At 66.3% G+C, this 23,919-nt stretch carries 26 protein-coding genes and 1 pseudogene; 16 read left to right on the top strand and 11 right to left on the bottom strand.

The annotated features are described in order from the left end of the window. Positions 1–45: 45 nt before the first annotated feature. From carB to ASE66_RS16545, 4 genes are all read left to right on the top strand, one after another. A complete protein-coding gene (gene carB / locus ASE66_RS16560) occupies positions 46–3,378 on the top strand; it encodes a carbamoyl-phosphate synthase large subunit (RefSeq protein WP_057191109.1) in 3,333 nt (1,110 codons plus the stop codon). A gap of 99 nt (positions 3,379–3,477) precedes the next feature. Continuing rightward, positions 3,478–3,951, top strand: coding sequence for a transcription elongation factor GreA (gene greA / locus ASE66_RS16555; protein WP_057190789.1), 474 nt, complete (start codon positions 3,478–3,480; stop codon positions 3,949–3,951). Positions 3,952–4,020: 69 nt separating this feature from the next. Beyond that, a complete protein-coding gene (locus ASE66_RS16550; protein ID WP_057190788.1) occupies positions 4,021–4,503 on the top strand; it encodes a hypothetical protein in 483 nt (160 codons plus the stop codon). 4 nt (positions 4,504–4,507) lie between these two features. Further along, complete coding sequence (locus tag ASE66_RS16545) at positions 4,508–4,984, top strand: hypothetical protein (RefSeq protein WP_057190787.1); 477 nt, start codon at positions 4,508–4,510, stop codon at positions 4,982–4,984. A 96-nt stretch (positions 4,985–5,080) separates the two neighbouring features. Here ASE66_RS16545 and ASE66_RS16540 read toward each other — a convergent pair whose 3' ends face one another. Then, on the bottom strand, positions 5,081–5,542 hold the full coding sequence (locus ASE66_RS16540; protein ID WP_156412195.1) for an Lrp/AsnC family transcriptional regulator: 462 nt from the start codon (positions 5,540–5,542) through the stop codon (positions 5,081–5,083). Positions 5,543–5,631: 89 nt separating this feature from the next. On the opposite strand from ASE66_RS16540, the gene ASE66_RS16535 reads away from it, so the two are divergent. From ASE66_RS16535 to ASE66_RS33255, 4 genes and pseudogenes are all read left to right on the top strand, one after another. Next, a complete protein-coding gene (locus ASE66_RS16535) occupies positions 5,632–6,615 on the top strand; it encodes a mitochondrial fission ELM1 family protein (RefSeq protein ID WP_244494951.1) in 984 nt (327 codons plus the stop codon). A gap of 52 nt (positions 6,616–6,667) precedes the next feature. Further along, a complete protein-coding gene (gene trxB / locus ASE66_RS16530) occupies positions 6,668–7,633 on the top strand; it encodes a thioredoxin-disulfide reductase (RefSeq protein ID WP_057190784.1) in 966 nt (321 codons plus the stop codon). Between the two features lie 143 nt (positions 7,634–7,776). Next, positions 7,777–8,217 (top strand): annotated as a pseudogene (locus ASE66_RS33260) (LysR family transcriptional regulator); the annotation flags it as partial. Between the two features lies 1 nt (position 8,218). Then, a partial coding sequence (locus ASE66_RS33255; RefSeq protein WP_244494950.1) for a LysR substrate-binding domain-containing protein occupies positions 8,219–8,604 on the top strand: 386 nt, incomplete at its 5' end. A 426-nt stretch (positions 8,605–9,030) separates the two neighbouring features. Here the strand turns inward: ASE66_RS33255 and ASE66_RS16520 are convergent. The 6 genes from ASE66_RS16520 to ASE66_RS16495 form a co-directional block, all read right to left on the bottom strand. Next, a complete protein-coding gene (locus ASE66_RS16520; RefSeq protein ID WP_162262498.1) occupies positions 9,031–10,089 on the bottom strand; it encodes a DUF1176 domain-containing protein in 1,059 nt (352 codons plus the stop codon). 1 nt (position 10,090) lies between these two features. Further along, positions 10,091–10,555, bottom strand: a complete 465-nt coding sequence (locus tag ASE66_RS16515) for a molybdenum cofactor biosynthesis protein MoaE (RefSeq protein ID WP_057190781.1) — start codon at positions 10,553–10,555, stop codon at positions 10,091–10,093. Positions 10,556–10,622: 67 nt separating this feature from the next. After that, on the bottom strand, positions 10,623–10,874 hold the full coding sequence (gene moaD, locus ASE66_RS16510; protein ID WP_057191108.1) for a molybdopterin converting factor subunit 1: 252 nt from the start codon (positions 10,872–10,874) through the stop codon (positions 10,623–10,625). Between the two features lie 26 nt (positions 10,875–10,900). After that, positions 10,901–11,512 (bottom strand): CDP-diacylglycerol--glycerol-3-phosphate 3-phosphatidyltransferase, encoded by a 612-nt coding sequence (gene pgsA / locus ASE66_RS16505; RefSeq protein ID WP_057191107.1) that lies wholly within the window; start codon positions 11,510–11,512, stop codon positions 10,901–10,903. A 225-nt stretch (positions 11,513–11,737) separates the two neighbouring features. Beyond that, on the bottom strand, positions 11,738–13,870 hold the full coding sequence (gene uvrC / locus ASE66_RS16500; protein WP_244494949.1) for an excinuclease ABC subunit UvrC: 2,133 nt from the start codon (positions 13,868–13,870) through the stop codon (positions 11,738–11,740). 90 nt (positions 13,871–13,960) lie between these two features. Continuing rightward, the gene (locus ASE66_RS16495; protein ID WP_057190779.1) at positions 13,961–14,353 is read right to left on the bottom strand and encodes a RidA family protein; all 393 of its coding nucleotides are present in this window, start codon (positions 14,351–14,353) and stop codon (positions 13,961–13,963) included. A gap of 201 nt (positions 14,354–14,554) precedes the next feature. Between ASE66_RS16495 and ASE66_RS16490 the strand changes: the two genes are divergently transcribed. The 7 genes from ASE66_RS16490 (at position 14,555) to ASE66_RS16460 (ending at position 19,711) form a co-directional block, all read left to right on the top strand. After that, positions 14,555–15,121 (top strand): hypothetical protein, encoded by a 567-nt coding sequence (locus tag ASE66_RS16490; RefSeq protein ID WP_057190778.1) that lies wholly within the window; start codon positions 14,555–14,557, stop codon positions 15,119–15,121. 49 nt (positions 15,122–15,170) lie between these two features. Next, entirely contained in the window at positions 15,171–15,680 is a 510-nt protein-coding gene (locus ASE66_RS16485; RefSeq protein ID WP_156412193.1) for a hypothetical protein, read from the top strand. 101 nt (positions 15,681–15,781) lie between these two features. Then, on the top strand, positions 15,782–16,606 hold the full coding sequence (gene lgt, locus ASE66_RS16480; RefSeq protein WP_057190776.1) for a prolipoprotein diacylglyceryl transferase: 825 nt from the start codon (positions 15,782–15,784) through the stop codon (positions 16,604–16,606). Next, positions 16,603–17,700 (top strand): class I SAM-dependent methyltransferase, encoded by a 1,098-nt coding sequence (locus ASE66_RS16475; protein ID WP_057190775.1) that lies wholly within the window; start codon positions 16,603–16,605, stop codon positions 17,698–17,700. Before lgt ends, ASE66_RS16475 begins: the two co-directional genes overlap by 4 nt. Positions 17,701–17,722: 22 nt before the next feature. Continuing rightward, entirely contained in the window at positions 17,723–18,487 is a 765-nt protein-coding gene (pgeF, locus tag ASE66_RS16470) for a peptidoglycan editing factor PgeF (protein WP_057190774.1), read from the top strand. 161 nt (positions 18,488–18,648) lie between these two features. Further along, on the top strand, positions 18,649–18,936 hold the full coding sequence (locus tag ASE66_RS16465; protein WP_057190773.1) for a hypothetical protein: 288 nt from the start codon (positions 18,649–18,651) through the stop codon (positions 18,934–18,936). A 145-nt stretch (positions 18,937–19,081) separates the two neighbouring features. Beyond that, positions 19,082–19,711 (top strand): 2-hydroxychromene-2-carboxylate isomerase, encoded by a 630-nt coding sequence (locus tag ASE66_RS16460; protein ID WP_057190772.1) that lies wholly within the window; start codon positions 19,082–19,084, stop codon positions 19,709–19,711. Between the two features lie 12 nt (positions 19,712–19,723). On the opposite strand, the gene ASE66_RS16455 is transcribed toward ASE66_RS16460, so the two are convergent. Further along, a complete protein-coding gene (locus tag ASE66_RS16455) occupies positions 19,724–20,473 on the bottom strand; it encodes an SDR family oxidoreductase (RefSeq protein WP_057190771.1) in 750 nt (249 codons plus the stop codon). Next, positions 20,463–21,254, bottom strand: coding sequence for a glycosyltransferase family 2 protein (locus ASE66_RS16450; RefSeq protein WP_057190770.1), 792 nt, complete (start codon positions 21,252–21,254; stop codon positions 20,463–20,465). The genes ASE66_RS16455 and ASE66_RS16450 overlap by 11 nt, the downstream gene beginning before the upstream one ends. A gap of 370 nt (positions 21,255–21,624) precedes the next feature. Here ASE66_RS16450 and ASE66_RS16445 point away from each other — a divergent pair, with 370 nt between their 5' ends. Continuing rightward, positions 21,625–22,284 carry an outer membrane protein gene (locus ASE66_RS16445; protein WP_057190769.1) on the top strand — a complete coding sequence of 220 codons (660 nt, stop codon included), beginning with the start codon at positions 21,625–21,627 and terminating at the stop codon, positions 22,282–22,284. A 145-nt stretch (positions 22,285–22,429) separates the two neighbouring features. Here the strand turns inward: ASE66_RS16445 and ASE66_RS16440 are convergent, their stop codons facing one another. Continuing rightward, positions 22,430–23,032 (bottom strand): glutathione S-transferase family protein, encoded by a 603-nt coding sequence (locus ASE66_RS16440; protein WP_057190768.1) that lies wholly within the window; start codon positions 23,030–23,032, stop codon positions 22,430–22,432. A gap of 33 nt (positions 23,033–23,065) precedes the next feature. After that, positions 23,066–23,917, bottom strand: a complete 852-nt coding sequence (locus ASE66_RS16435) for a 23S rRNA (adenine(2030)-N(6))-methyltransferase RlmJ (RefSeq protein ID WP_057190767.1) — start codon at positions 23,915–23,917, stop codon at positions 23,066–23,068. Positions 23,918–23,919: the final 2 nt, after the last annotated feature.

Raw genomic sequence — 23,919 nt, 5'->3', positions numbered from 1 at the left:
TCGATCGGACGGCTCATGCGCGCCTGCACGGAACCGGTCGAGCCCATGCCCAAGCGCACAGACATCAAGACGATCCTGATCATCGGCGCCGGCCCCATCATCATCGGCCAGGCCTGCGAGTTCGATTATTCCGGCACCCAGGCCTGCAAGACGCTGAAGGCCGAAGGCTACCGCATCGTCCTGGTCAACTCGAACCCGGCGACGATCATGACCGATCCGGACCTGGCGGACGCGACCTATGTCGAGCCGATCACGCCCGAGATCGTTGCCAAGATCATCGAGAAGGAGCGCAACGTCCTGCCGGGCGGCTTCGCCCTGCTGCCGACCATGGGCGGCCAGACCGCGCTGAACTGCGCTCTCTCGCTGCAGAAGATGGGCGTGCTGGAAAAGTTCGACGTCGAGATGATCGGCGCCACCGCCGACGCGATCGACAAGGCCGAGGATCGCGAGCGCTTCCGCGAGGCGATGACCAAGATCGGCCTCTCGACCCCGCGCTCGCATCACGTCAAGACGCTCGGCGCCGCGCTCGAGGCGCTGGAGGATATCGGCCTGCCGACCATCATCCGCCCGTCCTTCACCATGGGCGGCACCGGCGGCGGCATCGCCTACAACAAGAGCGAGTTCATCGACATCGTCGAACGCGGCATGGACGCCTCGCCGACCAGCGAGGTCCTGATCGAGGAGAGCGTCCTCGGCTGGAAGGAATACGAGATGGAGGTCGTCCGCGACAAGGCCGACAACTGCATCATCGTCTGCTCGATCGAGAACTTCGACCCGATGGGCGTCCACACCGGCGATTCGATCACCGTCGCCCCGGCGCTGACGCTGACCGACAAGGAATACCAGATCATGCGCGACGCCTCGCTGGCGGTGCTGCGCGAGATCGGCGTCGAGACCGGCGGCTCGAACGTGCAGTTCGCCGTCGATCCGGAGAGCGGCCGGATGATCGTCATCGAGATGAACCCGCGCGTCTCGCGCTCTTCGGCCCTGGCGTCCAAAGCCACCGGCTTCCCGATCGCCAAGGTCGCGGCGCGTCTCGCCGTCGGCTACACGCTCGACGAGATCGAGAACGACATCACCGGCGGCGCCACCCCGGCCTCGTTCGAGCCGACGATCGACTATGTCGTCACCAAGATCCCCCGCTTCGCCTTCGAGAAGTTCCCCGGCGCCGAGCCGACGCTGACCACCGCGATGAAGTCGGTCGGCGAGGCCATGGCGATCGGCCGGACCTTCCAGGAATCGCTGCAGAAGGCGCTGCGCTCTCTCGAAACCGGGCTCGATGGGCTCGACGAGATCGAGGTCGAGGGCATGGGCCACGGCGACGACAGGAACGCGATCAAGGCCGCGCTCTCGGTCCCGACGCCGGACCGCATCCTCCATGTCGCCCAGGCGATGCGCTTCGGCTTCACCGACGAGCAGATCCACGAGAGCTGCAAGATCGATCCCTGGTTCCTGGAGCAGATGCGCGGCATCGTCGACGCCGAGGAAAAGGTCCGCAAATACGGCCTGCCGCAGACCCCGATCGCCTTCCGCCAGCTGAAAGCGATGGGCTTCTCCGACAAGCGCCTCGCCGCCGTCGCCGGCAAGAGCGAAGCCGAGGTCAGGACGCTGCGCCGGTCGCTGAAGGTGCGCCCCGTCTACAAGCGCATCGACACCTGCGCCGCCGAGTTCGCCTCGCCGACGGCCTATATGTACTCGACCTACGCCATGCCGTTCGCCGGCGCGCCGGCGGACGAGGCCCAGCCCTCCTCCGCCAAGAAGGTCGTCATCCTCGGCGGCGGGCCGAACCGCATCGGCCAGGGCATCGAGTTCGACTATTGCTGCTGCCATGCCTGCTACGCCCTGCGCGACGCGGGCTATGAGACCATCATGGTCAACTGCAATCCCGAGACGGTCTCGACCGATTACGACACCTCGGACCGGCTCTATTTCGAGCCGCTGACCGCCGAGGACGTCCTCGAGATCCTCGAGACCGAGAAGCAGAACGGCACGCTGCACGGCGTCATCGTCCAGTTCGGTGGCCAGACCCCGCTGAAGCTGGCCCATGCGCTGGAAGAGGCCGGCATCCCGATCCTCGGCACCACGCCCGACGCGATCGACCTCGCCGAGGACCGCGACCGCTTCAAGCGCCTGCTCGACAAGCTGCATCTCAAGCAGCCGAAGAACGGCATCGCCTATTCGGTCGAGCAGTCGCGCCTGATCGCGGCCGAGCTCGGCCTGCCCTTCGTGGTGCGCCCGTCCTATGTGCTCGGCGGCCGCGCCATGGCGATCATCCGCGACGAGGTGATGTTCGAGGACTACCTGCTCGGCACGCTGCCCTCGCTGATCCCCTCCGAGGTCAAGGCCAAGTACCCGAACGACAAGACCGGCCAGATCAACACCGTGCTCGGCAAGAACCCGCTGCTGTTCGACCGCTATCTCTCGGATGCGATCGAGGTCGACGTCGACTGCCTCTGCGACGGCAAGGACGCCTTCATCGCCGGCATCATGGAGCATATCGAGGAGGCCGGCATCCACTCCGGCGATTCGGCCTGCTCGCTGCCGCCGCGCTCGCTCAGCCCCGAGACCATCGCCGAACTGGAGCGCCAGACCCGCGCCATGGCGCTGGCGCTGGACGTCGGCGGCCTGATGAACGTGCAGTACGCCATCAAGGACGGCGACATCTATGTGCTCGAGGTCAACCCGCGCGCTTCGCGCACCGTGCCCTTCGTCGCCAAGGTGATCGGCAAGCCGATCGCCAAGATCGCGGCACGCCTGATGGCCGGCGAGAAGCTCGCGAGCTTCGACCTGAAACAGGAGAAGCTCGAGCATGTCGGCGTGAAGGAGGCGGTGTTCCCCTTCGCCCGCTTCCCCGGCGTCGACGTCCTCCTCGGACCGGAGATGCGCTCGACCGGCGAGGTCATCGGCCTCGACCGCTCCTTCGACGTCGCCTTTGCCAAGAGCCAGCTCGGCGCCGGCTCGAAAGTGCCAGTCAAGGGCACGGTCTTCGTCTCGGTCCGCGACGAGGACAAGCCGCGCATCCTGCCGTCCATGGCGATCCTGGCCGAACTCGGCTTCCAGATCGTCGCCACCGGCGGCACCCTGCGCCTGCTGCAGGAACACGGCATCCGCGCCAGCAAGATCAACAAGGTGCTGGAAGGTCGCCCGCACGTCGTCGACGCGATCAAGAACGGCGAGATCCAGCTCGTCTTCAACACCACCGACGGTCCACAGGCGCTTGCTGACTCGCGTTCGCTGCGCCGCGCGGCCCTCTTGCACAAGGTGCCCTATTATACCACCTTGGCCGGAGCGATCGCTGCGGCAGAGGGCATCAAGGCCTATTGCAGCGGCGATCTCGAAGTGAGGTCGCTGCAATCCTATTTCGTCCGCGCTGCCTGACCGGCTGCGCGGCGAAATAGTTTTCTGACGATCGGAGCGATGCGGGCGCGTCGGCCACAGCCGGCGCGCGTATTCGTTTTTTATAATTGGGACGGGACGATGGAAAAGGTTCCTATGACGGCGGGTGGCTTCGCCGCCCTCGAGGTCGAATTGAAGCAGCGCCAGCAGGTCGAGCGCCAGCGCATCATCCAGGCGATCGCCGAAGCGCGCGCGCTGGGCGACCTCTCCGAGAACGCCGAATACCATGCCGCCAAGGAAGCCCAGTCGCTGAACGAGGGCCGCGTCATGGAACTCGAATCGCTGATCGGCCGGGCCGACATCATCGATGTCAGCAAGCTCGGCGGCGACACGATCAAGTTCGGCGCCACGGTCAAGCTGATCGACGACGACACCGAGGAAGAGAAGCTCTACCAGATCGTCGGCGAGCCAGAGTCGGACGTGAAGTCCGGCAAGGTCTCGATCGGCTCGCCGATCGCGCGCGCGCTGATCGGCAAGAAGGTCGGCGATTCCGTCCACGTCAACACGCCGGGCGGCGGCAAGTCCTACGAGGTCGTCAGCGTCGCCTTTCGCTGACGCCACCGCTTGGCCAGCCCGGCGGCAGCTCCTACATTGAGGACCTGACTGCCGCCGGAGACTGCCCCAATGACCACGCGCCGCGTTTTTCTCACCGGGTCCGCCGTGCTCGCTGCCGGCGGGCTCGTTTCGTTTCCAGCCCTGGCGCAAGCCGTTTCGATCGGCGCCATCAAGGTCGATGCACGTCTCCTGGGCCCGCAAGGCTGGGGCGAGAATGCGCCGCGGATCGCGCGCGCCATGGAACAGGAACTGGCACGCCAGCTCGCGCCCTTGCGCCAACGCGGCGGCCCCACCCTCCATGTCACGCTACAGGGCCTGTGGCTCGCCGCCTCGGTCGGCGGCGGCAGCGCTGGCGAGGGGGCCAGCAATGACAATATGGACAGCCTCGCCGAGGTGGTCGATCGCGGCCGCGTGCTCTTCAGCCGCGAAATCCGTTCGATGCTGCTCTCGTCCTCGGGCGGCGCCTGGTATCGGCAGGATGTCGACCAGCGCCGAGTCGCCGCCCTGCTCGAGAACAACGCCCAGTGGATCAAGCGCTATCTCGGGGCCTGAGACGATGCTCGCACGCCGCGCCCTGCTAACGAGCCTCGCCGCCGCCGTGCTGGCAGGCTGCCAGACGACGGCTCTGACCGCTCCGCCCGTCGCCATCGGCGCCGTTCGCGTCGACACCGCTCCGCTGGCGGCCAAGGGGCAGAGCGCCACCGCAGCACTGATCAAGCCGATGCTGGAGCGCGAGCTCGCCAGCCTTCGCACCGCTGGCGGCGGCCGCGGCGCGACCCTGCAGGTCAGCGTCACAGGATTATACCTGACGAGCTATGCCGGCGGGCAGGCCGCCACCCTCGGCAACGACACCCTGGAAAGCGAAGCCGTATTGGTCGGCGCCGACGGCCGCGAGATCGCCCGCTACCCGATCCTCGCCATAATGTCGCCGAGCTTCGGCGGGGCCTGGTATCGCCCCGATGTGAATCAGCGCCGGGTCGAGGCGCTGGTCGGCAGCAACGCCCAGTGGATCAGGCGCGCGGTCGGCGGCTAGGCATCAGGGGGNGACGAGAGGCGCTATCGGAGCTTCTTCCGGCCTGAGATGCTCGGGTCGAGCCCGAGCATGACGCGTGATCCGGTGAAGGCGTTCTTACAAAGGCACGATCGGCTCGTCCTTGACCCGGTCGAGCGCCAGCGCGGTGCGGACATTGCGCACGTTCGGCAGTGCCGTCAGGTCGGCGACGAAATCCTGGAAGGCCTTCAGGTCGGCCGCGACGCATTTGAGGATGAAGTCGATGTCGCCCGACAGCGTCCAGCACTCGCGCACCAGCGACCATTCGCGAATCCGGCTCTGGAAAGCGGCGAGATCGGCCTCGGCTTGGCTGGCGAGATGGACAAAGGCGAAGCAGACCACCTCGATGCCGAGTTTTCGTTCATCGAGCAGCGCCCGGTAGCCGGTGATGACGCCGGCCTCTTCAAGCGCGCGCACGCGCCTGAGGCAGGGCGGCGGCGAGATGCCGACCCGGCTCGAGAGCTCGACATTGGTCATGCGCCCGTCGCTCTGCAGCTCCGTCAGGATACGGAGATCGATCTCGTCGAGTTTGGCGCGCACAAATCCTCCTGAAAAATAGCCGCGCTGGTGTAGACGCGCCATCGACGCGTTACAAGGCATCGACCACGTCAATCCGGGGCGAGCCGACCGTGCCGACAGAACCGACGCCTTCCCTCTGGGTGCTGACCGACGGCAAGGCCGGCGACGAGGTGCAATGCCTCGGCGTCGCCGAGCGCATGGGCGCGATTCCGGAGGTCCGCCGGGTCAATCCCGGCAAGCCCTGGAGCTGGCTGATGCCGCGCGGGCCGATCGACCCGCGCGAGGGGGCGGATCGACCGCGTAGCCCGATCCGCCCGCCTTTCCCCGATATCGCCATCGCCTCCGGGCGCCGCGCCGTCGCCTATCTGCGCGCCGTCAAGAAGGCTTCGAACGGCGCCACCTTCACCGTCTTCCTGAAAGACCCGCGCACCGGGACAGGCACCGCCGACTTGATCTGGGTTTCCGAGCACGATCGCCTGCGTGGCGAGAACGTGCTGGTGACGATCACCTCGCCCCACCGGCTGGCGCCGCAGGCGCTGACCGCTGCCCGGGCCGTGCCCTTACCCGAGATCGCCGCCCTGCCCTCGCCTCGCGCCGCCGTCCTCGTCGGCGGCGACAGCCGCCACCATAGCTTCCGGCCGGAGGATATCGAGCGCTTCGCGCGTGAGCTCGATGCCCTCGCCGCCTCCGGCGTGGCACTGATGGGCTCGCGCTCGCGCCGGACCCCGCCGGCGCTCGACGCCGCGATCGGCGAGGTCTTCCGCCGCCATGGCGGCTGGTGGTGGGACGGCTCCGGCGCCAACCCCTATGTGCCGCTGCTCGCCAATGCCGACGTCATCGTCGCCACCGCCGATTCCACCAATATGATCGGCGAGGCTACGGCGACCGGGGTGCCGATCCTGGTGTTCGAGCCACATGGCGGCCACGGCAAGCTGGCGAAGTTCCTGGAAGCGCTGAAGCGCTACGGCGCTGTGCATCATTTCCAGGGCAAGCTTGAAGGCGGGCCTTACCAACCGCTAGATTCGACCGGAACAATCGCCGCAGCCGTGCTTGACGGCTGGCGGCGTCACAAGGCTGCGACGGGGCTGGCGTGAGGCTACCCCGATACCGATATCACCGGCTCGTGCCGGCTCAGGAAGCGAAGAAATGGCCCATATCCACGCCAAGGTGATGATCATCGGTTCCGGCCCGGCCGGCTACACCGCCGCGATCTATGCCGCCCGCGCCATGCTCGAGCCGGTGCTGATCTCCGGCCTGCAGGCCGGCGGCCAGCTGATGATCACCACCGATGTCGAGAACTATCCCGGCTTCGCCGACGTCATCCAGGGCCCCTGGCTGATGGAGCAGATGCGCGCCCAGGCCGAGCACATGGGCACGAAGATGGTCTCCGACCACATCGCCCGCGTCGACCTCTCGCAGCAGCCCTTCCGGCTCTGGGGCGATGGCGGCGAGACCTATTCCTGCGATTCGCTGATCGTCGCGACCGGCGCCCAGGCCAAGTGGCTCGGCCTGCCCTCGGAGCAGGCCTTCCAGGGCTTCGGCGTCTCGGCCTGCGCCACCTGCGACGGCTTCTTCTTCCGTAACAAGGAGGTCGTCGTGGTCGGCGGCGGCAACACTGCGGTCGAAGAGGCGCTCTACCTCGCCAATCTCGCCAGCAAGGTCACGCTGGTGCACCGGCGCGATTCGCTGCGCGCCGAGAAGGTGATGCAGGAGCGCCTGTTCAAGCACCCGAAAATCAAGCTGGTCTGGAACGCCGAGGTCGCCGAGATCCTCGGCGGCACACAGCCGCCCTCCGTCACGCATGTCCGGCTGCGCGACCTGAAGACAGGTGCGCTGAGTGACCTTGCGACCGACGGCATCTTCGTCGCGATCGGCCACAAGCCGGCGACCGAGCTCTTCGCCGGTCAGCTCGCCATGAACGAATCGGGTTATCTCGACGTCACGCCCGGCACGACTCAGACGAATGTCGCCGGTGTCTTCGCCGCCGGCGACGTCACCGACGAGCATTATCGCCAGGCCGTGACGGCGGCCGGACTCGGCTGCATGGCAGCACTCGACGCCGAACGCTGGCTGATGGCCCAGCAACTCGGCGTGCGCGAGGCGGCGGAATAGCGAGAACACGCATCCATCACTGGAATTGATCAGTTCCAGCACGATATTAAGGGCTAAAATCAACCGCCCCGGCAAAGCAGTCGTTGACCTGACTGCCCTATACCCCCCATCATGCGCTGAACGCATAACACGGGGGGAAAGCGGTGGATTGGGACCGCATTCGCATATTCTACACGGTTGCTGAATCTGGAAGCTTCACCAAAGCCGGCGACGTGCTGGGCCTCAGCCAGTCTGCCGTAAGCCGCCAGATCGGAGCACTGGAGCGTGAATTGCGCGCTCCGCTGTTCCATCGGCACACGCGTGGCCTCATTCTCACCGAGCAGGGCGAACTGCTCTGGCGCGCTGCGCGCGAGATGACGCAGCGCCTGGAGCGGACGCGCGCCCAGCTCTCGGAGACGCGCGAGCATCCGTCAGGCGAGCTCAAGGTCACCGCTACGCGCGGCCTCGGGGGGCACTGGCTGACGCCGCGGCTTGCCGAGTTCCTCGATCTCTACCCCGACATCAAGGTCGAGCTGATCCTCACCGACGAGGAACTCGACCTCTCGATGCGCGAGGCCGACATCGCGATTCGCCTGCGCCAGCCGNCCTATATCAAGCGCTTCGGCGAGCCGAAGACCTATGAGGAGCTCGACAACCACCGGCTGCTATCCTTCGGCGCCTCCTCGCCGTCCTATCTGACGGCGGTGCACTGGCTCGGCACGCTCGGCCGCGACCAGCGCAATCCGCGTCCGATTCATCTCACCGTCAACAATATCACGGCGATGAAGCGCGCGGTCGATTCGGGTGCCGGTATCGCCATCCTGCCCGACTACCTGATCGAGGCCGGCTCGCCGCTCGTGCAGCTGATGCGCGAGACCGAGATGCCGCAGCTCGAAAGCTATCTGGTCTATCCGGAGGAGATGAAATCGGTCGCCCGCGTGCAGGTCTTCCGTGATTTCCTGATCCAGAAGTCGCAGCGCTGGACGTATTAAACGACAAGCAGGCGCTGCCGCAAATCCCGGCAGCGCCTGGCCTTACGCCGGCTGCGCATGCGTGCCACGCGCGGTCTCTTCGCAATTGTGACGAATTCTAGCAATGAGTCATGTTGCCAGCGCATAACCGACCCGCCCAATGCTGCATTGCGAAAAGGCAGGGTCTGCCCGATATTCAGTCCACGGTTGTTCGGAACGGGCTCCGCATCTCCTCCCGGCGTTGAGTTCGTTCCAGCCGTTCCCCTCTGAGATGTTTGGCGCTTTTGCGCTGAATGTTTCAAACTTCTAGGCCGGCTCCTTCGGGACGCCGGCCTTTTTTCTTGCCATCGTGCTCGACATCTTTTCAGAGTCGCTCGTGCATTGTCGCCATGCTCGCCCGAGCACGACGATGTCTTTGCTGGTCGAGGCGATGGCGGGCGAAAGCGCCTATTTCGCAGTCCTGACCTCGCTGCGGAACAGCGTGATCCAGTCGTCCGAGCCGATGCCGCGGCATTCGCCCATCATGCTGAACCCGGTCAGGGCGAAGCTCGTGCCGGTCCAGGCATAGCCGCCGGCGGCGCCGCAATCGCCGATGCCGCGCCCCTTGGCGAAATAGTCGATGCGGCCGGTCTTCGGCTCGAACTCGCCATTGATCAGCACGTTCTTCTCGCTGTCGTCGTTCTGCGGGAACTCGACCGGCCTGGCGCTCGCCACTGCGCCGTTTTCGACGATCCAGAAGGCGTTGGAGGCGTTGTAGGCGCCGAGCGAGCAGGTGAGCGAGACGAGGCTGCGCTTGCCGTCGAGCGGCCATGCCTGGTCATGCTTCGTCGTCATCTCGCCATCCTCGCACTGATCGGGATCGCGCTGCTTGATCTGCTTGCGGAGCGCCGTGGCGAGGGCCTTCCCGTTCTTCTCCGAGAGTGTGCCGCTCGCCGGCTTCGCCGTGACCACCGGCAGGGCCGGCGCGGCGGGAGCGGTGCCGACACTGCCTTTCCGAATCAGGGCCGAGGGCGTGTTGAGCCGGCCCTGCTGCTCGTCGATCCAGAGCAGCGCCGCGACGGCGCCGGAGAGCGAGACCTCCGCCAATACGCCGGGAGCCGCCACCGACAGCTTCGTCGCCTTGCGTGCCGCTTCGATGAACGCTGCCGTCTCGGCCGGCTGGAAGGCCACTGAAGCCAGGTCGGCATCGGCCGTGACCGGCATGGCCTTGCCGCCGGCGGGGAAGGCGACGCCATCCAGCTTGAGCGCGACCGCCAGCGGCGGCTTCTGCCACTCGCCGCGCAGCCGCAAGACCAGTTTGGACGCACCGTCCGGCCCCGCGGGGCGCTCCAGGCGCAGATAAGCCGTCGTATCGACAGCGTCGGAGGGTACGGACAGCGCCGTGCAACTCTTGAGATTGTCGCAGCCGGCCATCCAGTCGCGAAAGCCCTTCGGCTCAGGGCTCGCCGCCTGGGCGAGCGCCGGCAGCATGGCCAATGCACTGCCCACAAGAAGCGACTTCAGCACCTCAGGGCGCTTGCTCCCAACGTTTCGCCGAATCATCGTCATCCGCCTTGGCTTCGACCCAACCGCCGAGCGTGCCGTCGGCGAGGTGCTCGCGCTTCCAGAACGGGGCGCGGGTCTTGAGATAGTCCATCAGGAAATCGGCGGCCTCGAAGGCCTCGCGGCGATGGCTCGACGCGGCGATCACCAGCACGATCTGCTCGCCGGGCTTGATCAGCCCGAAGCGGTGGATGGCAAGAAGGCCGAAGAGCGGCCAGCGCTCGGCCGCCTCGGTCGCGACGCGGGCGATCTCGGCCTCGGCCATCCCGGGATAATGCTCGAGCTCGAGCGCGGCGAGTCGACCACTCTCGTCGCGGCATAGGCCGGCGAAGCTGACCACGGCGCCGATATTGGGATTGCCGGCCGTCAGCGCCGCGATCTCGGCGCCGATGTCGAAATCCTCGCGCTGGATGCGGACGAGCGGCGTCATGGTGGCCCTACGGTCGCATGATTCTTGCGAAAAACCGGTTCCCACTTTTTCGCATCATGCTCTGGCTTCAGCCACCGGTCATCGGCGGGAAGAAGGCAATCTCGCGCGCCCCGGTGATCGTCGTCGCCGGCTTGGCATGGGTCTGGTCGATCGCGGCGCGCACGATCGCCTCGTTCTCGAAGGCGAGCTCATAGCCCTCGCCACGCGTCTTCAGCCAGCGCACCAGATCGGCAATGGTCGCGGTGCCGGGCGGCGGCGTGACGGTCTCATCGGTCAGGCCGATGCGCTCGCGCACCCAGGCGAAATAGACCAGCCGCAAGCTGGCGGGCTCGGTGACGGTCGTGCTCATGACGTGCGCTCGTCCTCCTGGACGAGATGGCGGATGCCGGAATTCAGATAATCCCAGCCGGTGTAGATCGTCAGCAGCGCCGCGATCCACAGCATCACGATCCCGATCTGGGTGTTATGGGGCAGGACCTTGTCACCGGCAGGGCCGGCGACGAGGAAGCCGAGCGCGAACAGCTGTGCCGTAGTCTTGTATTTCGCCACCTTGCTGACGGGGACGCTGACCTTGAGCTCGGCCAGGAACTCGCGCAGGCCGGAGACCAGAATCTCGCGGCAGAGGATGACGATCGCCGCCCACACCGCCCAGCCCTTGATGGTCTCGGTATGGACGAGCATCAGCAGCAGGGCGCAGACCAGCAGCTTGTCGGCGATCGGGTCTAGCATACGGCCGATGGCCGATTGCTGGCCCCAGCTACGGGCGAGCCAGCCGTCGAGATAGTCGGTGACGGCGGCGACGACGTATATCGCCAATGCCGTCCAGCGCGCCCAGGCGTCCCAGGGCCAGAACAGCAGCGCCACCAGCGCCGGAATCGCGAGGATCCGGCCGTAGGTGAGGAGGTTCGGCAGGGACCATGGTCCCCGGCGGCGGATGGCTTCGTTGAGACTCGTCACGACGCTCACCAAAGCAGCCCCTTCATGACAGCGTCAACACGCAAGAGTGTGACCCAGCAATTCATCACAGGCACGACCAAACCATTTCCCAGCCCTCATCCTGAGGAGTGCTCGGCAGGAGTGCGTCCCGAAGGATGGTCCAGCTGGTTCCGGAGCCTCCTGATGCATCCTTCGAGACGCCGCTCTCGCGGCTCCTCAGGATGAGGGCTGCAGGATGGGCTCCGATCAATGCTCATGGAAGTGCGCATGCACCGCCTTTGCGGTCGCCGCGTTGACGCCGGGAGTACGCATCAGGTCGTCGAGCTTAGCGCGCTGGATCGCCTTCACCGTGCCGAAATGCAGCAGGAGCGCCCGCTTGCGCGAGGGCCCGATGCCCGGAATCTCGTCGAGCGGGTTCGACTTGATGTCGCGCTTGCGCTTGGCGCGGTGCGTGCCGATGGCGAATCGGTGCGCCTCGTCGCGCAGGCGCTGGATGAAGAACAGGGCCGGATCGCGCGGCGGCAGCTTGAACGGCTCCTTGCCGACCATGAAGAAGGTCTCGCGCATGGCGTTGCGGTCCTCGCCCTTGGCGATGGCGACGAGCGCAATGTCGGTCACGCCGCATTCGGCCATAATCTTTCTGGCAGCCTCGAACTGCCCCTTGCCGCCGTCGACGATGACGAGATCGGGCCGGGAGGGGAAGGCGGTATCGTCTTCGGCGTCTTGAACGGGTTCAGGCGCTTCAGGAGGAGGCGCATCCTCTCCCCCCTTGTGGGGGAGAGCCAGAGAGGGGGGTATGCCACTCTGGACATCAGGTGAGCTGGGCTCAGGAGCGTTTGCGGGTGCGATACCCCCCTCCCACCCCTCCCCCACAAGGGGAGAGGGCTCCCGCGCCTCCTCGGTTGGGCCGGAAGCAGCCGCGCTCTCCTTCGCCAGCCGCGTGAACCTGCGCTTCAGCACCTCGCGCATCATGCCGAAATCGTCGCCGGCGATGGTGTCGGAGGAGATGTTGAAGGTGCGGTAATGGCTCTTCATGAAGCCGTCCCGCCCGGCGACGACCATGCCGCCCACCGCGTTCGTCCCCATGATGTGCGAGTTGTCGTAGACCTCGACGCGGCGCGGCGCCTTCTCCAGACCGAAGGCGACGCCGAGCGCATTGAGCAGGCTCTGCTGGCCGGCGCTGTCGGCGAGCTTGCGAGCGAGCGCCTCATGCGCGTTCTTCTGCGCATGGGCGACGAGGTCGCGCCGCTCGCCGCGCTTGGGCGTCGCGAGCTCGACCTTGCGGCCCGCGCGCTCGCAAAGAGCCTGCGCGATGAGGTCGGCCTCCGCCAATTCGTGCGAGAGCAGGACGAGTCTCGGCGGCGGCTTGTCGTCGTAGAACTGGGTGACGACGGAGGCCAGCACCTCGGCCGGGGTCAGGCTCTTGTCGGCGCGCGGGAAGAGGGCGCGGTTGCCCCAGTTCTGCTTGTTGCGGAAGAAGAAGATCTCGACGCAGAACTGCCCGGCCTGCTCGTCGATGGCGAAGACGTCGGCCTCTTCCACCCCTTGCGTATTGATGTCCTGCCCGGCCTGCACGGCCGAGAGCGCCGCCAGCCGGTCGCGGTAGCGCGCCGCCTTCTCGAATTCGAGTTCCTCGGCCGCGGCCTGCATGCGCTTGGAGAGCAGCTCCTTCACCGCCGAGGAGCGGCCGGAGAGGAAGTCGCGCGCCTGGTCCGCGAGGCCCTGATAGTCGCCATGCGAGATCTCGCCGGTGCAGGGGCCGGAGCAGCGCTTGATCTGGAAGAGCAGGCAGGGCCGCGTGCGGTTCTCGTAATAGCTGTCCGAACAGGAGCGCAGCAGGAAGGCCTTCTGCAGCGCATCGATGGTGCGCTCGACCGCCCAGACCGAGGCGAAGGGGCCGAAATAGTCGCCCTTGCGCTGGCGCGAGCCACGATGCTTGGCGATCTGCGGCGCCGGATGGTCGCCCGAGAGGAAGATATAGGGGAAGGATTTGTCGTCGCGCAGCAGCACGTTGTAGCGCGGCCTGAGCTGCTTGATCAGGTTCGATTCGAGCAGCAGCGCCTCGGTCTCGGTGCCGGTGGTGACGAACTCCATGTTCGCCGTCTCGGCGATCATGCGCGCCACCGCATTGGTGTGCGCCATGCCGCGGGCATAGGCGGTGACCCGGTTCTTCAGGCTCTTGGCCTTGCCGACATAGAGAACCTCGCCGGCACGGTCGAACATCCGGTAGACGCCGGGCCGGTTCGGCAGATGCTTGGCGAAGTCGGCGATGATCTCGATGCCAGCCTTGAGCGCGCTCGGCGCCGCGTCGCCGAGGTCGAGCGTCGGCTCGGGCGTGGAAGGCACATCCTCCTCGTCCTCGATCTCGATGTCCGGCATGTCGGGGCGTTCGCGATTCATACCCCTGATGTAGGATGGGCAGGCTGTTTCGTCATGTCAGGAGTGCGATCGCCGCGCCGGCGCTGTTCCTTAGGCTGCAGCAATGCAGTCGATCTCGATGTCGAAGGGTCCGAACCAGACCGGCACGCAGAGAAAGATGCGGGCTGGCGGGTCCTTGGGAAAATACCGGGCATAGACCGCGTTGACGGCGGCGAACTTGTCGGGGGACGTGCAATAGACATTGCATTTGAGCACGTTCGCCAGCGACGAGCCGGCGGTTTCGAGACAGAGCTTCATCTGCTCCAGCACGATTTCCGTCTGGCGTTCGATCGGCGCCTGGACGATCTCGCCGGTGGCAGGATCGAAGGGGGGCATGCCCGAGACGTATAGGGTCTCGCCATGGCGGACCATCGGCGAGAACGGTACTTCCAGGCGCTCGCCCCAGGCCGAGAACGGCTCGACACGAATGATCTCTCGCTTCATCGGATTCTCCTGCGTGGCAGGCCGCAGGCTATCAGGCGGTTTGATCTGGCCAGAGCACGAACGCTTCGGTTCCGACCGAAGGATTCCGCGCTGCATTGCGCCAGGAATCGGGCAAGGAATCCTTTGCCATTCCGAAGGGTTGCATTTCGGGCTTCCTGCAAGATTCGGTAGAAGCAGGCTCCGCTTCGCCCGAGGCCGTCCATGTCCGTCGATGTCCTGACGAAGATCGCGCTGTTCGTTCCGGCTTTCATGGCGGTGACCGCGCTCTGCGTCTGCCTGCAGCGGCGGCGGGCACGGCGACATGGCGAATGGAAATACCTGACGCCCGGCCCGTATTTCTGGCTCGGCCTGTTCGCCGGCCTGCTGATCACCGCGGTCGCGACACTGGTGGTCTGGGGCGAGCGCGTCGATCGGACCTCGGGGCTGCTCTTCACCGGCGCCTTCGCCGGCCTGACCCTGTTCCTGGCGGCCCAGGCGCTGGTCGAACAGGTGCGCTGGAACAGCCAGCGCATCGAGCGCCGGACAATAACAGGCCGGACGATCACGATGAGCTGGCACGAGCTCGCCCGGATCGGTGTCGAGTGGACCGGCTATCTCTGGATTTCCTCCTTCGAGGGGCCGCGCCTGCGTTTCTCGACCTATGACAACGGCTTCGACGAATTGGTGCTGACGATCCAGCACCATTTGCCGACCGACCTGCCGCCGGCCTCGCCGGAACTGTCCGCAGAGCCGCTGCTGGCGGAGGCACGAGTGCGCGGGCGGGGCTGAACCCCTGATCTGCCTTGAAGCCGCTATGGCCCTGTGCCAAGGCCGCTGCATGGGCAAGCTATTTGGACTAGTGATCGTCGCTCTGGTGCTGGTCGTCGGCTTCAGTGTCGCCCGACCGGCGCGGGAGGTCGCTATCGCGCTACCAATTGCTGGGGCGACTGCGCATTTTCAGGTTTGGAGCATCACTGGAATCAGCCCTCATTACTATCTGATCGTTGAAACGAAAAATGGCTCCCTATCCGAAAAGATGTGGGATGACTGGGGTCCGCAGACGCATGCCAATCTCTACATCACGCCGGAAGATTGGCTCGTCATCATCGATGGAATGGGCGGGTTCTCAGCTGTCGAGTTCAAGCCAGGACAGCCACCTAGGTTGATGAATCCGACTGAGTACCGAGCCACTGACTCCGACCGGTGGCAATATTTCGGTTCAGTCGGGTGGGAATGGAAGACATATCGTTTCTTCGCACCATTCCAACGGGCAGAGTGCATCTCCAACTTCGGCGTCGACGGCGGTCCTTTCCGTGTCGCCTATCAGGTCGAAGGCAGATGCCGCTGACTGCTTGGTGATCAGTGCAGCCCGAACGCTCCAGCCTTTTCACTTGACCGCGTCGCCATGGCACGGCCATCTCCGCCGCGCCTAAGCCGTGCGAGAAGCCCATGCCCGTCTTCGCCATTCCCTTCCCGATGATCGATCCGGTCGCGCTCCAGCTCGGGCCGCTCTCGATCAAATGGTACGGGCTTGCCTATGTCGCCGGCCTGCTCGGCGGCTGGTGGTATGCACGCCGGCTCGCCGGGGCCGAGCGGCTCTGGGGCGGCCGGGCGCGGCCGGACCCGGATTCGCTCGACGATTTCCTGCTCTTCGCCGCGCTCGGCGTCGTGATCGGCGGCCGGCTCGGCTTCGTGCTGTTCTATAATCTCGGAGACTATCTCGCCAATCCGCTGGAGATCTTCGCGGTATGGAAGGGCGGAATGTCCTTCCATGGCGGGCTCATGGGCGCTGCGGCAGGCCTCTGGGTCTTCGCCCGGCGGCGCGGTTATCCGCCGCTCTCGACGCTTGATCTCGGGGCCGCGGTGGCGCCGATCGGGCTGTTCCTTGGCCGCATCGCCAATTTCGTCAATGGCGAGCTCTGGGGGCGGCCGGCGCCGGACGTGCCCTGGGCGATCGTGTTTCCGCATGGCGGCCCGGTGCCGCGCCATCCGAGCCAGCTCTACGAGGCCTTCAGCGAGGGGCTTCTCCTACTGGTGATCCTGATGATCGTGGTCAAACTGGGCGGGCTGAAGCGGCCAGGCCTTGCGGCCGGGCTGTTCGGCATGGGCTACGCCATCGCCCGCACCGCCTGCGAATTCTACCGCGAGCCCGATCCGCAGCTCGGCTTCCTGTTCGGGACGGAGTGGCTGACCATGGGCATGGTGCTGTCGGTGCCGCTGTTCCTCGCTGGCCTGGTGCTGGTCCTGCGGCGGCAGGAACCGGCTAAAGCGTGAATTTTCTGGCGCAGGAGCTTGCCGAGCTGATCCGCCAGGAGGGGCCGATCAGCATCTCCCGCTACATGGCGCTCTGCCTCGGCCATCCCAGCCATGGCTACTACATGAAGCAGGACCCGTTCGGAGCGGACGGGGACTTCACCACCGCCCCCGAGATCAGCCAGATCTTCGGCGAGCTGATCGGAATATGGGCGGCGAGCGTCTGGCAGGCAATGGGCGAGCCGGCCTCCATCCGCCTCGTCGAGCTCGGCCCAGGGCGCGGCACGCTGATGCAGGACATGCTGCGGGCGGCGCGAGCCCTGCCGGGCTTTCGCGAGGCTCTGTCGGTCCATCTCGTCGAGACCAGCCCGGTGCTGCGCGAGCGGCAAAGGGAGACCCTGGCCGGAAGCAGCGTAGCGCCACAATGGCATGACCGGGTCGAGCAGGCGCTCGAAGGGCCGGCAATCGTCGTCGCCAACGAATTCCTCGACGCGCTGCCGCTAGACCAGTTCGTCCGCACGCCGGAAGGCTGGCGCGAGCGGCTGGTCGGATGGGGTGGCGAAGGCAGATTCGTTTTCGGCTTGTCGGCAGAGCCCGACCATTCCCTCTCGATCGCAGCTCCGCTCGGCTCCGTGTTGGAACAGCCCGCCGCAGCGCTGGAGGCAGTCGCGGCCGTCGCGCATCATGTCGCCGCCGAGGGTGGCGCCGGGCTGTTCATCGATTACGGGCCGGCCCGCTCCGGCTTCGGCGACACGCTGCAGGCGCTGAAGCACCATGCCTTCGTCGACGTGCTGGCCGAGCCCGGCGATGCCGACCTCACCGTCCATGTCGATTTCGCCCGGATGGCGCTGGCGGGGCTCGCCGCCGGTGCGGCGGCACATGGCGCCGTCACGCAGCGCGACTTCCTGTTGGCGCTCGGTCTGCAACAGCGGCTCGAATCACTGTCCCGCCGCGCGACGCCGGCACAGGCCGAGACACTTGCGAGCGGAGCCGAGCGCCTGGTCGAAACCGGGGCGACGGCAATGGGCGAGCTCTTCAAGGTCTCGGTGGTCGCCGACCCGAAATTGCCGCTCCTGCCCGGATTTGACCTTCATCGCCTGCCAGAGCAGGGCTGACCTTTAAAATGGATGCGCCGCCATGTTCATCACCTCGCCCAATCTCACTCATGAGCCCGGCATCCGCCATGCCTTCTTCACCCGCGAGGGCGGTGTCTCGAGCGGAATCTACGCCTCGCTGAACGGCGGGCTCGGCTCGAACGACGACCAGGCCGGTATCGCCGAAAACCGCGCCCGCATGGCCAAGCAGATGGGCGTCGAGCGTGACCGACTGGTCAGCGTCCACCAGGTGCATTCGCCGGATGTGGCTGTGGTCACCGGCCCCTGGCCGGCGGAGCGGCCCAGGGCCGATGCGATGGTCACGACTGCCCATGGTGTTGCGCTCGGGGTCTCCACCGCCGATTGCGGCCCGATCCTGTTCGCCGACTCTGAGGCCGGCGTGATCGGCGCGGCCCATGCCGGCTGGAAGGGCGCATTCTCGGGCGTGATCGGCGCAACCGTCACCGAGATGGAGAAGCTCGGTGCTCGGCGCGAGCGAATCATCGCCGTGCTCGGGCCGACCATCAGCGCTGCAGCCTATGAGGTCGGCCCTGAATTCGTCGAACGCTTCAAGGGCGAGAACGCGACCTTCGCCCGCTTCTTCCACGCCTCGGAGCGGCCGGCGCATGCGATGTTCGACCTGCCGGCCTTCATCGCCCATCGGGCCCAGGAAGCTGGCATCGGCCGCTTCTACGACATGGGCCTGTGCACCTATGGCGACGAGGCACGCTTCTACAGCTATCGCCGCACGACTCACCGGCAGGAGGCCGATTACGGCCGGCTGATCTCGGCGATTGCGCTGGGCTAGGGATCATTTCTCCCGGCTTGCGCCGCAACGAGCTCGTGATTCCGGTTCGTAAGTCGGCGCAACGTACCGTTGCAGGCGCTGTTTCCATCGATGCCGAGTTGCGCACGTCATGATGGAGAGTCATCCTCCCTTCGTCATCCACCTTGGCTGAGGGATTGAACATGGAACAGATCCTGATGAACCTGGTCGCAGGCGCGATCGGTGGTAATGCGGCCGGCAAGGCTTCGCCGACCTTTGATATCGGCACCATCGGCAACACCATCGCCGGCCTGGTCGGCGGCGGCGTACTCGGTCAGCTCATCCCCGTTCTGCTGCCTGCGATCTCGGCGGCTGCGATGGGCGGCAATCTCAGCGTCGGCAGTATCCTCACCAATCTGATCAGCGGCGGCGCCGGCGGCGCGATCCTCACCGCGATCATCGGCGCCATCAAGAACAAGGCGGCGGCCTGACATTTTCATCATGGCGCCGCCGCCGCTCCGGCGGCGGCGCCATTGTCATGTTGATCGGAGCGATCACGACAATTCACACCGGGCAAGCTTGCCCGGCTCAGCCATCAGTGGGCACCTTGCGGCTCCTGCTTGCCCGAGGTCACCGATGCCCCGCCAGATCGACTATTATTTCACGCTACTCTCGCCCTGGACCTATCTCGGTCACGGCACCTTCGTCGACTTGGCGAGGCAGCACGGGCTTTCCGTTCGCTATCGACCGACGCCGCTGCGCTCCGTCTTCGAGGAGACCGGTGGGTTGCCGTTGCCGAAGCGGCACCCGGTGCGCCAGCGTTACCGCGTGCAGGAGCTGCAGCGCTGGCGCGCCAAGCGCGGCCTGCCGCTGACCCTGTTCCCGAAATTCTTTCCCTACGACGTCTCGCTGGGGGACAGGATCGTGCTCGCCGTCATCGCGCGCGGCGAGGATCCGGCCGGCTTTATCGGAGAGGTGCTGGCCGACGTCTGGGCCCGCGAGCAGAACATGTCACAGCCCGAGCTGATCCTGGCCGCAGCCGAGCGGGTCGGGCTCGATCCCGCAGGCCTGATCGAGGCGGCCGGCAGCGAGACGACCAGCCAGGCTTATCAGGCGGCGATCGCGGAGGCAGTCGAGGCCGGCATCTTCGGCGCGCCGAGCTATGTGCTGGACGGCGAGATCTTCTGGGGGCAGGACCGGCTCGACCTCCTGGCCGATGCCCTTGCCAGCGGCCGGGCGGCCTATCGCAACGACGCGACTGCCTGAAGCAGCCTGCCGTCAGTCGACGATGTCGGGCGTGCGCCAGGCAATGTGCTGGCCGGCATCGACCGCGATCATCTGGCCGGTGATCGCCCGGGCGCGTGCCAGATAGAGCACTGCCTCGGCGATGTCGTCGGCCTCGACCTTGCGGCCGAGCGGCGTGCCGCCGGCTTCCGCCGCCAGCAGCGCCTCGCCGTCATGCGGATTGGCGAAGGTTGGGCCCGGACCGACCGCGTTGACGCGAATGCGCGGTGCCAGCGCCTGCGCCATCGTCGTCGTCGCCGTCAGCAGCGCCGCCTTGGTCAGCGTGTAGGAGTAATATTGCGGCGTCAGCTTCCAGACGCGCTGGTCGACGATGTTGACGATCGCGCCCTGCCGGTCCTGCGGCAGGCGCTTGGCCATCGCGCCCGCGAGCACGGAGGGCGCGCGCAGATTGACCGAGAACTGGCGATTCCACGTGGGCACGTCCAGTGCCATCAAGTCGTCGATCAGGAAGCTCGAAGCGCTGTTGACCAGCAGGCTGACAGGCCCAAGCGCTGCTTCGGCCTCCGGCACGATTCGCTCGACGGCCGCCGGATCGACGAGATCGGCGACGACGACATAGGCCCGCCCGCCTGCCGCGATGATCTGGTCGGCCAGCGCCAGCGCTTCGCTTCGCGACGCATTGCAATGGATGGCGACTGCATAGCCGGCGCCGGCAAGGCGCTCCACGATGGCGCGGCCGATGCGCCTGGCGCCGCCGGTGACGAGGGCGACCTCAGCCGCCATGTCCGTCGCCGTTGGTGCTGCGGCGCAGGAGCCGGCGCTCCCAGTGCTTGGCGACGCGCAGATAACGATAGAAGGCGTAGTTCATCGCGGTCATGAAGCCGTAGACCCCGCGCAGGGCGTGGCGTCGTCCGATATAGGCCTTGATGAAGTTCGCCGGAAACTCTGCGACGAGCCGAAGGGCCGAGAGGGTTTCGCCGCGCGCATCGAGGTCGTCGGCCTGTGCGTCGCTATAGGCATTGAGCTTGTCCATCTGGTCGCCGAGCGAGCGGACCGAATAATGATGGACCGTGCCCTTGAGCGTGCCGACGCGCGCATCCGGCGAAAGGTCGACGCGGTCATGCACAGGGGACGGCGAGTAGCGCCCCTTGTCGATCCGATAGAGACGGACCGGCGAGAGCGCATAGGCGAAGCGATGCGGCGCGCCCTCCCCCGGGAAAATCTCGGCAATGCGCAGGCGATACGCGTCGCAGGCCGGCTCGCCCTCGACGAACAGGGCGGCGATCTCGGCGGCGAGGTCCAGCGGCGTCACCTCGTCGGCATCGAGGTTGAGCAGCCAGGGATGGCGGCACTGCTCCTCGGCGAAACGCTTCTGCGGGCCGTAGCCCGGCCAGTCGCGCTCGATCACGCGGGCGCCCAGATTCGTAGCGATGGCCTGGGTGCCGTCGGTCGAGCCGGAATCGATCACGACGATGTCATCGCTGAGGCCGCGGATCGCAGCTATCGTGCGTCCGATGCGATCGGCTTCGTCGCGCGCGATGATGAAGATCGAAAGCGGGGGCACGCAGGTCTCGGCGGGAAAGGCGGGGCCAGTTGGCTAAAGCATGCGCCGGGGCAGGCTGCAAGCAGTCGGCGCATGACGGGACTGCAGCGGCGACGGAACCAAAAGCCGACATGGGCGATTATGTGATGGCCGTCCGTAGTCGCTCCCGTTGCGTTAGTATTCGGTTAGCCATTCAGACTACCTTAACAATGCCTAACCGAAATTGACCATTATGCCTTGCCTGTTCCGGATCGTGCCGCAATTTCGCCTCGGTCTGACCAGCACATGTGTTCTCGCCGCAACAGACACGGCCCGTCACCTGCCTTATAACGAACCTACTGGGATCACCCGCCGGCCAGCGCCGGAAAATACGATGACTAAGGAGTTTGTCATGAAGAAGTATCTGCTCTCGGGCGTTGCGGCCCTCGGCCTCCTCGCCGCCGGCGCTGCCTCCGCTGCCGACCTGCCGAGCCGCAAGGGCCCGGTCGTTGCCCCGATCTACGCTCCCGTCTTCACCTGGACCGGCTTCTACGTCGGTGCCAACGCCGGCTACGGCTTCGGCAACGTGAACGCTGCCGGCTTCGCCAATGTCGGCGATCTCGATGGCTTCGTCGGTGGTGGCCAGGTCGGCTACAACTACCAGATCGGCCAGTTCGTGATCGGCGCGGAAGCTGACTTCCAGGGCGCCGACCTCAGCAGCGGCAACAACCTCGGCCTGGTCAACGTCAAGACCGAGTGGTACGGCACCGTCCGCGCTCGCGCCGGCGTCGCTTTCGACCGCTTCCTGGTGTACGCCACCGGTGGTTGGGCTTACGGCAACGTCAAGACCTCGTTCCCGGGTCTCGTCGGTCCGTTCGCCTTCAACTCTGACCGCACCCACACCGGCGGCTTCGCCGTCGGCGCCGGCCTTGAGTACGCTTTCACCAACAACCTGATCGGCGGCGTCGAGTACATGTACGTCGACCTCGGCGAGAAGAACATCCTCGGCGCTGCCACCAAGGTCGGCACCGACTTCTCGGTCGTCCGCGCCCGCCTCAGCTACAAGTTCTGATTTTCTCCTCACGGAGACAGAACGAACCCGGTGGCTTCGGCCACCGGGTTTTTTGTTGTCTGCCCGTCGAGAGAACCACTTCGCCATCCCGGGCAAGCGGCGAAGCCGCGCAGCTCCGGGATGACGAACGTAGTTTCGTGGGAAGTCAGCCCTTGAAGCGCGTCGCCTCGAAGGCCGGCACCTTGGCGGCGAAACCGTCGAGCCAGGCGACGAGCCCCGGATGGCTGGCGCGCCAGCGGCCGTCGAAGCGCAGGTCGAGATAGCCGAGGGCGCAGGCGAACGCGATCTCGCCGATGCGCGGCCGGTCGTAGACGGGCGGCGCGGCTTCGAGTGCCGCAAGCGCCCTGGCGACCTTGCCGGCCTGGTTCTCCGTCCAGGGCTGGCTGCGCATCTCGGCGGCCCGCAGGCGAATCTCGTAGACCTGCAACAGCCCGGCATCGCAGATGCCGTCGGCAAGCGCCTGCAGGCGCAATTGCGCGAAGCGCGCCTCCCCCGCCGGGAAGAGCCGGCCGCCGCCGGCGAGATGATCGAGATATTCGGCGATCACACGCGAGTCGAACAGCGTCGTGCCGTCCTCGAACACGAGCGTCGGAACCTTGCCGAGCGGGTTCTGGAGGCGCAGCGCATCGGCCGGATCCGCGGTGTCGGCCGCGATGACCTCGATCCGCTCTTCCAAACCGAGCTCGGCGATGGCGATCTTGATCTTGCGGCCAAAGGGCGAGGTCGGAGACGAGCGCAGGATCAGCATCGGAGCAGCCTTCGGGGTGGCGGAAATAAGCAATCAGCCGTCGGGGCGGATCGCCTCGCAGCGATAGCGCGGGCGGGGCCCCTGCGCGAGCCGATCGCACAGGGCCGGCAGCAGAATCTCGGCTTCCTGCGCCAGCAGCCAGGGCGGATTGACGACGATCATCCCCGTCGCGCTCAAACCGCCGGCCGCCTCCGGTCGGTCGACGTCGATCTCGAGCCGGAGCAGGCGGCCGATACCGGCATCGAGGATCGACTCGAGCAGCCCTTCCGCCGCGCGCTCATCCTTGAGCGGATACCAGAGCGCGTAGATGCCGGTCGGCCATTTGCGGTGCGCGGCGACGAATTCGGCCGCCAGCGTCGCGAATTCGTCCTTCTCCTCGAAGGGCGGATCGATCAGCACAAGGCCACGCCGCTCCTTGGGCGGGACATTGGCGCGCAGCGCCGTCCAGCCGTCGATCTCGAGCGCCTTGCAGCGTTCGTCGCGGCCCAGCGCCTGGGCGAGTTTGCGAAAGGTGTTCTCATGCAGCTCGGCGGCGATCAGGCGATCGTCCTCGCGCATGGCCTGGCGGCAGAGCCAAGGCGAGCCCGGATAGGTGTCCGCGCCATGCCGGGCACGCGCTGCGGCGAGCGCCGCGCGCCAAGGCTGCAGCAGCTCCTCGACCGCGGGCGCGAGCGGCGCCTGCTCGATTCGCGCGACGCCGTCGCGCCATTCATGCGTCCTCAGCGCCTCTTCGGAACCGAGATCATAGCGGCCGGCGCCGGCATGGGTGTCGATCACCCGCCAGGGTTTGTCCTTGGCGTTGAGGTGCGTGAGGATGCGCACGAGCACGACATGCTTGAGCACATCGGCGAAATTGCCGGCGTGGAAACCGTGACGGTAGTTCATCG

It is taken from the genome of Allobosea sp. Root483D1, assembly GCF_001429505.1.
GTDB lineage: Bacteria > Pseudomonadota > Alphaproteobacteria > Rhizobiales > Beijerinckiaceae > Allobosea.
Note: the sequence above shows the minus strand (reverse complement) of the source record. Positions and strands in the feature narration are given on the sequence as shown.

Coding starts and splice junctions, on each gene's coding strand:
- carB (WP_057191109.1), top strand. CDS start 46: ATGCCCAAGCGCACAGACATCAAGACGATCCTGATCATCGGCGCCGGC.
- greA (WP_057190789.1), top strand. CDS start 3,478: ATGGAAAAGGTTCCTATGACGGCGGGTGGCTTCGCCGCCCTCGAGGTC.
- ASE66_RS16550 (WP_057190788.1), top strand. CDS start 4,021: ATGACCACGCGCCGCGTTTTTCTCACCGGGTCCGCCGTGCTCGCTGCC.
- ASE66_RS16545 (WP_057190787.1), top strand. CDS start 4,508: ATGCTCGCACGCCGCGCCCTGCTAACGAGCCTCGCCGCCGCCGTGCTG.
- trxB (WP_057190784.1), top strand. CDS start 6,668: ATGGCCCATATCCACGCCAAGGTGATGATCATCGGTTCCGGCCCGGCC.
- ASE66_RS16515 (WP_057190781.1), bottom strand. CDS start 10,555: ATGACGCCGCTCGTCCGCATCCAGCGCGAGGATTTCGACATCGGCGCC.
- uvrC (WP_244494949.1), bottom strand. CDS start 13,870: ATGCCGGACATCGAGATCGAGGACGAGGAGGATGTGCCTTCCACGCCC.
- ASE66_RS16495 (WP_057190779.1), bottom strand. CDS start 14,353: ATGAAGCGAGAGATCATTCGTGTCGAGCCGTTCTCGGCCTGGGGCGAG.
- ASE66_RS16490 (WP_057190778.1), top strand. CDS start 14,555: ATGTCCGTCGATGTCCTGACGAAGATCGCGCTGTTCGTTCCGGCTTTC.
- ASE66_RS16485 (WP_156412193.1), top strand. CDS start 15,171: ATGGGCAAGCTATTTGGACTAGTGATCGTCGCTCTGGTGCTGGTCGTC.
- lgt (WP_057190776.1), top strand. CDS start 15,782: ATGCCCGTCTTCGCCATTCCCTTCCCGATGATCGATCCGGTCGCGCTC.
- pgeF (WP_057190774.1), top strand. CDS start 17,723: ATGTTCATCACCTCGCCCAATCTCACTCATGAGCCCGGCATCCGCCAT.
- ASE66_RS16465 (WP_057190773.1), top strand. CDS start 18,649: ATGGAACAGATCCTGATGAACCTGGTCGCAGGCGCGATCGGTGGTAAT.
- ASE66_RS16460 (WP_057190772.1), top strand. CDS start 19,082: ATGCCCCGCCAGATCGACTATTATTTCACGCTACTCTCGCCCTGGACC.
- ASE66_RS16455 (WP_057190771.1), bottom strand. CDS start 20,473: ATGGCGGCTGAGGTCGCCCTCGTCACCGGCGGCGCCAGGCGCATCGGC.
- ASE66_RS16445 (WP_057190769.1), top strand. CDS start 21,625: ATGAAGAAGTATCTGCTCTCGGGCGTTGCGGCCCTCGGCCTCCTCGCC.
- ASE66_RS16440 (WP_057190768.1), bottom strand. CDS start 23,032: ATGCTGATCCTGCGCTCGTCTCCGACCTCGCCCTTTGGCCGCAAGATC.
- ASE66_RS16435 (WP_057190767.1), bottom strand. CDS start 23,917: ATGAACTACCGTCACGGTTTCCACGCCGGCAATTTCGCCGATGTGCTC.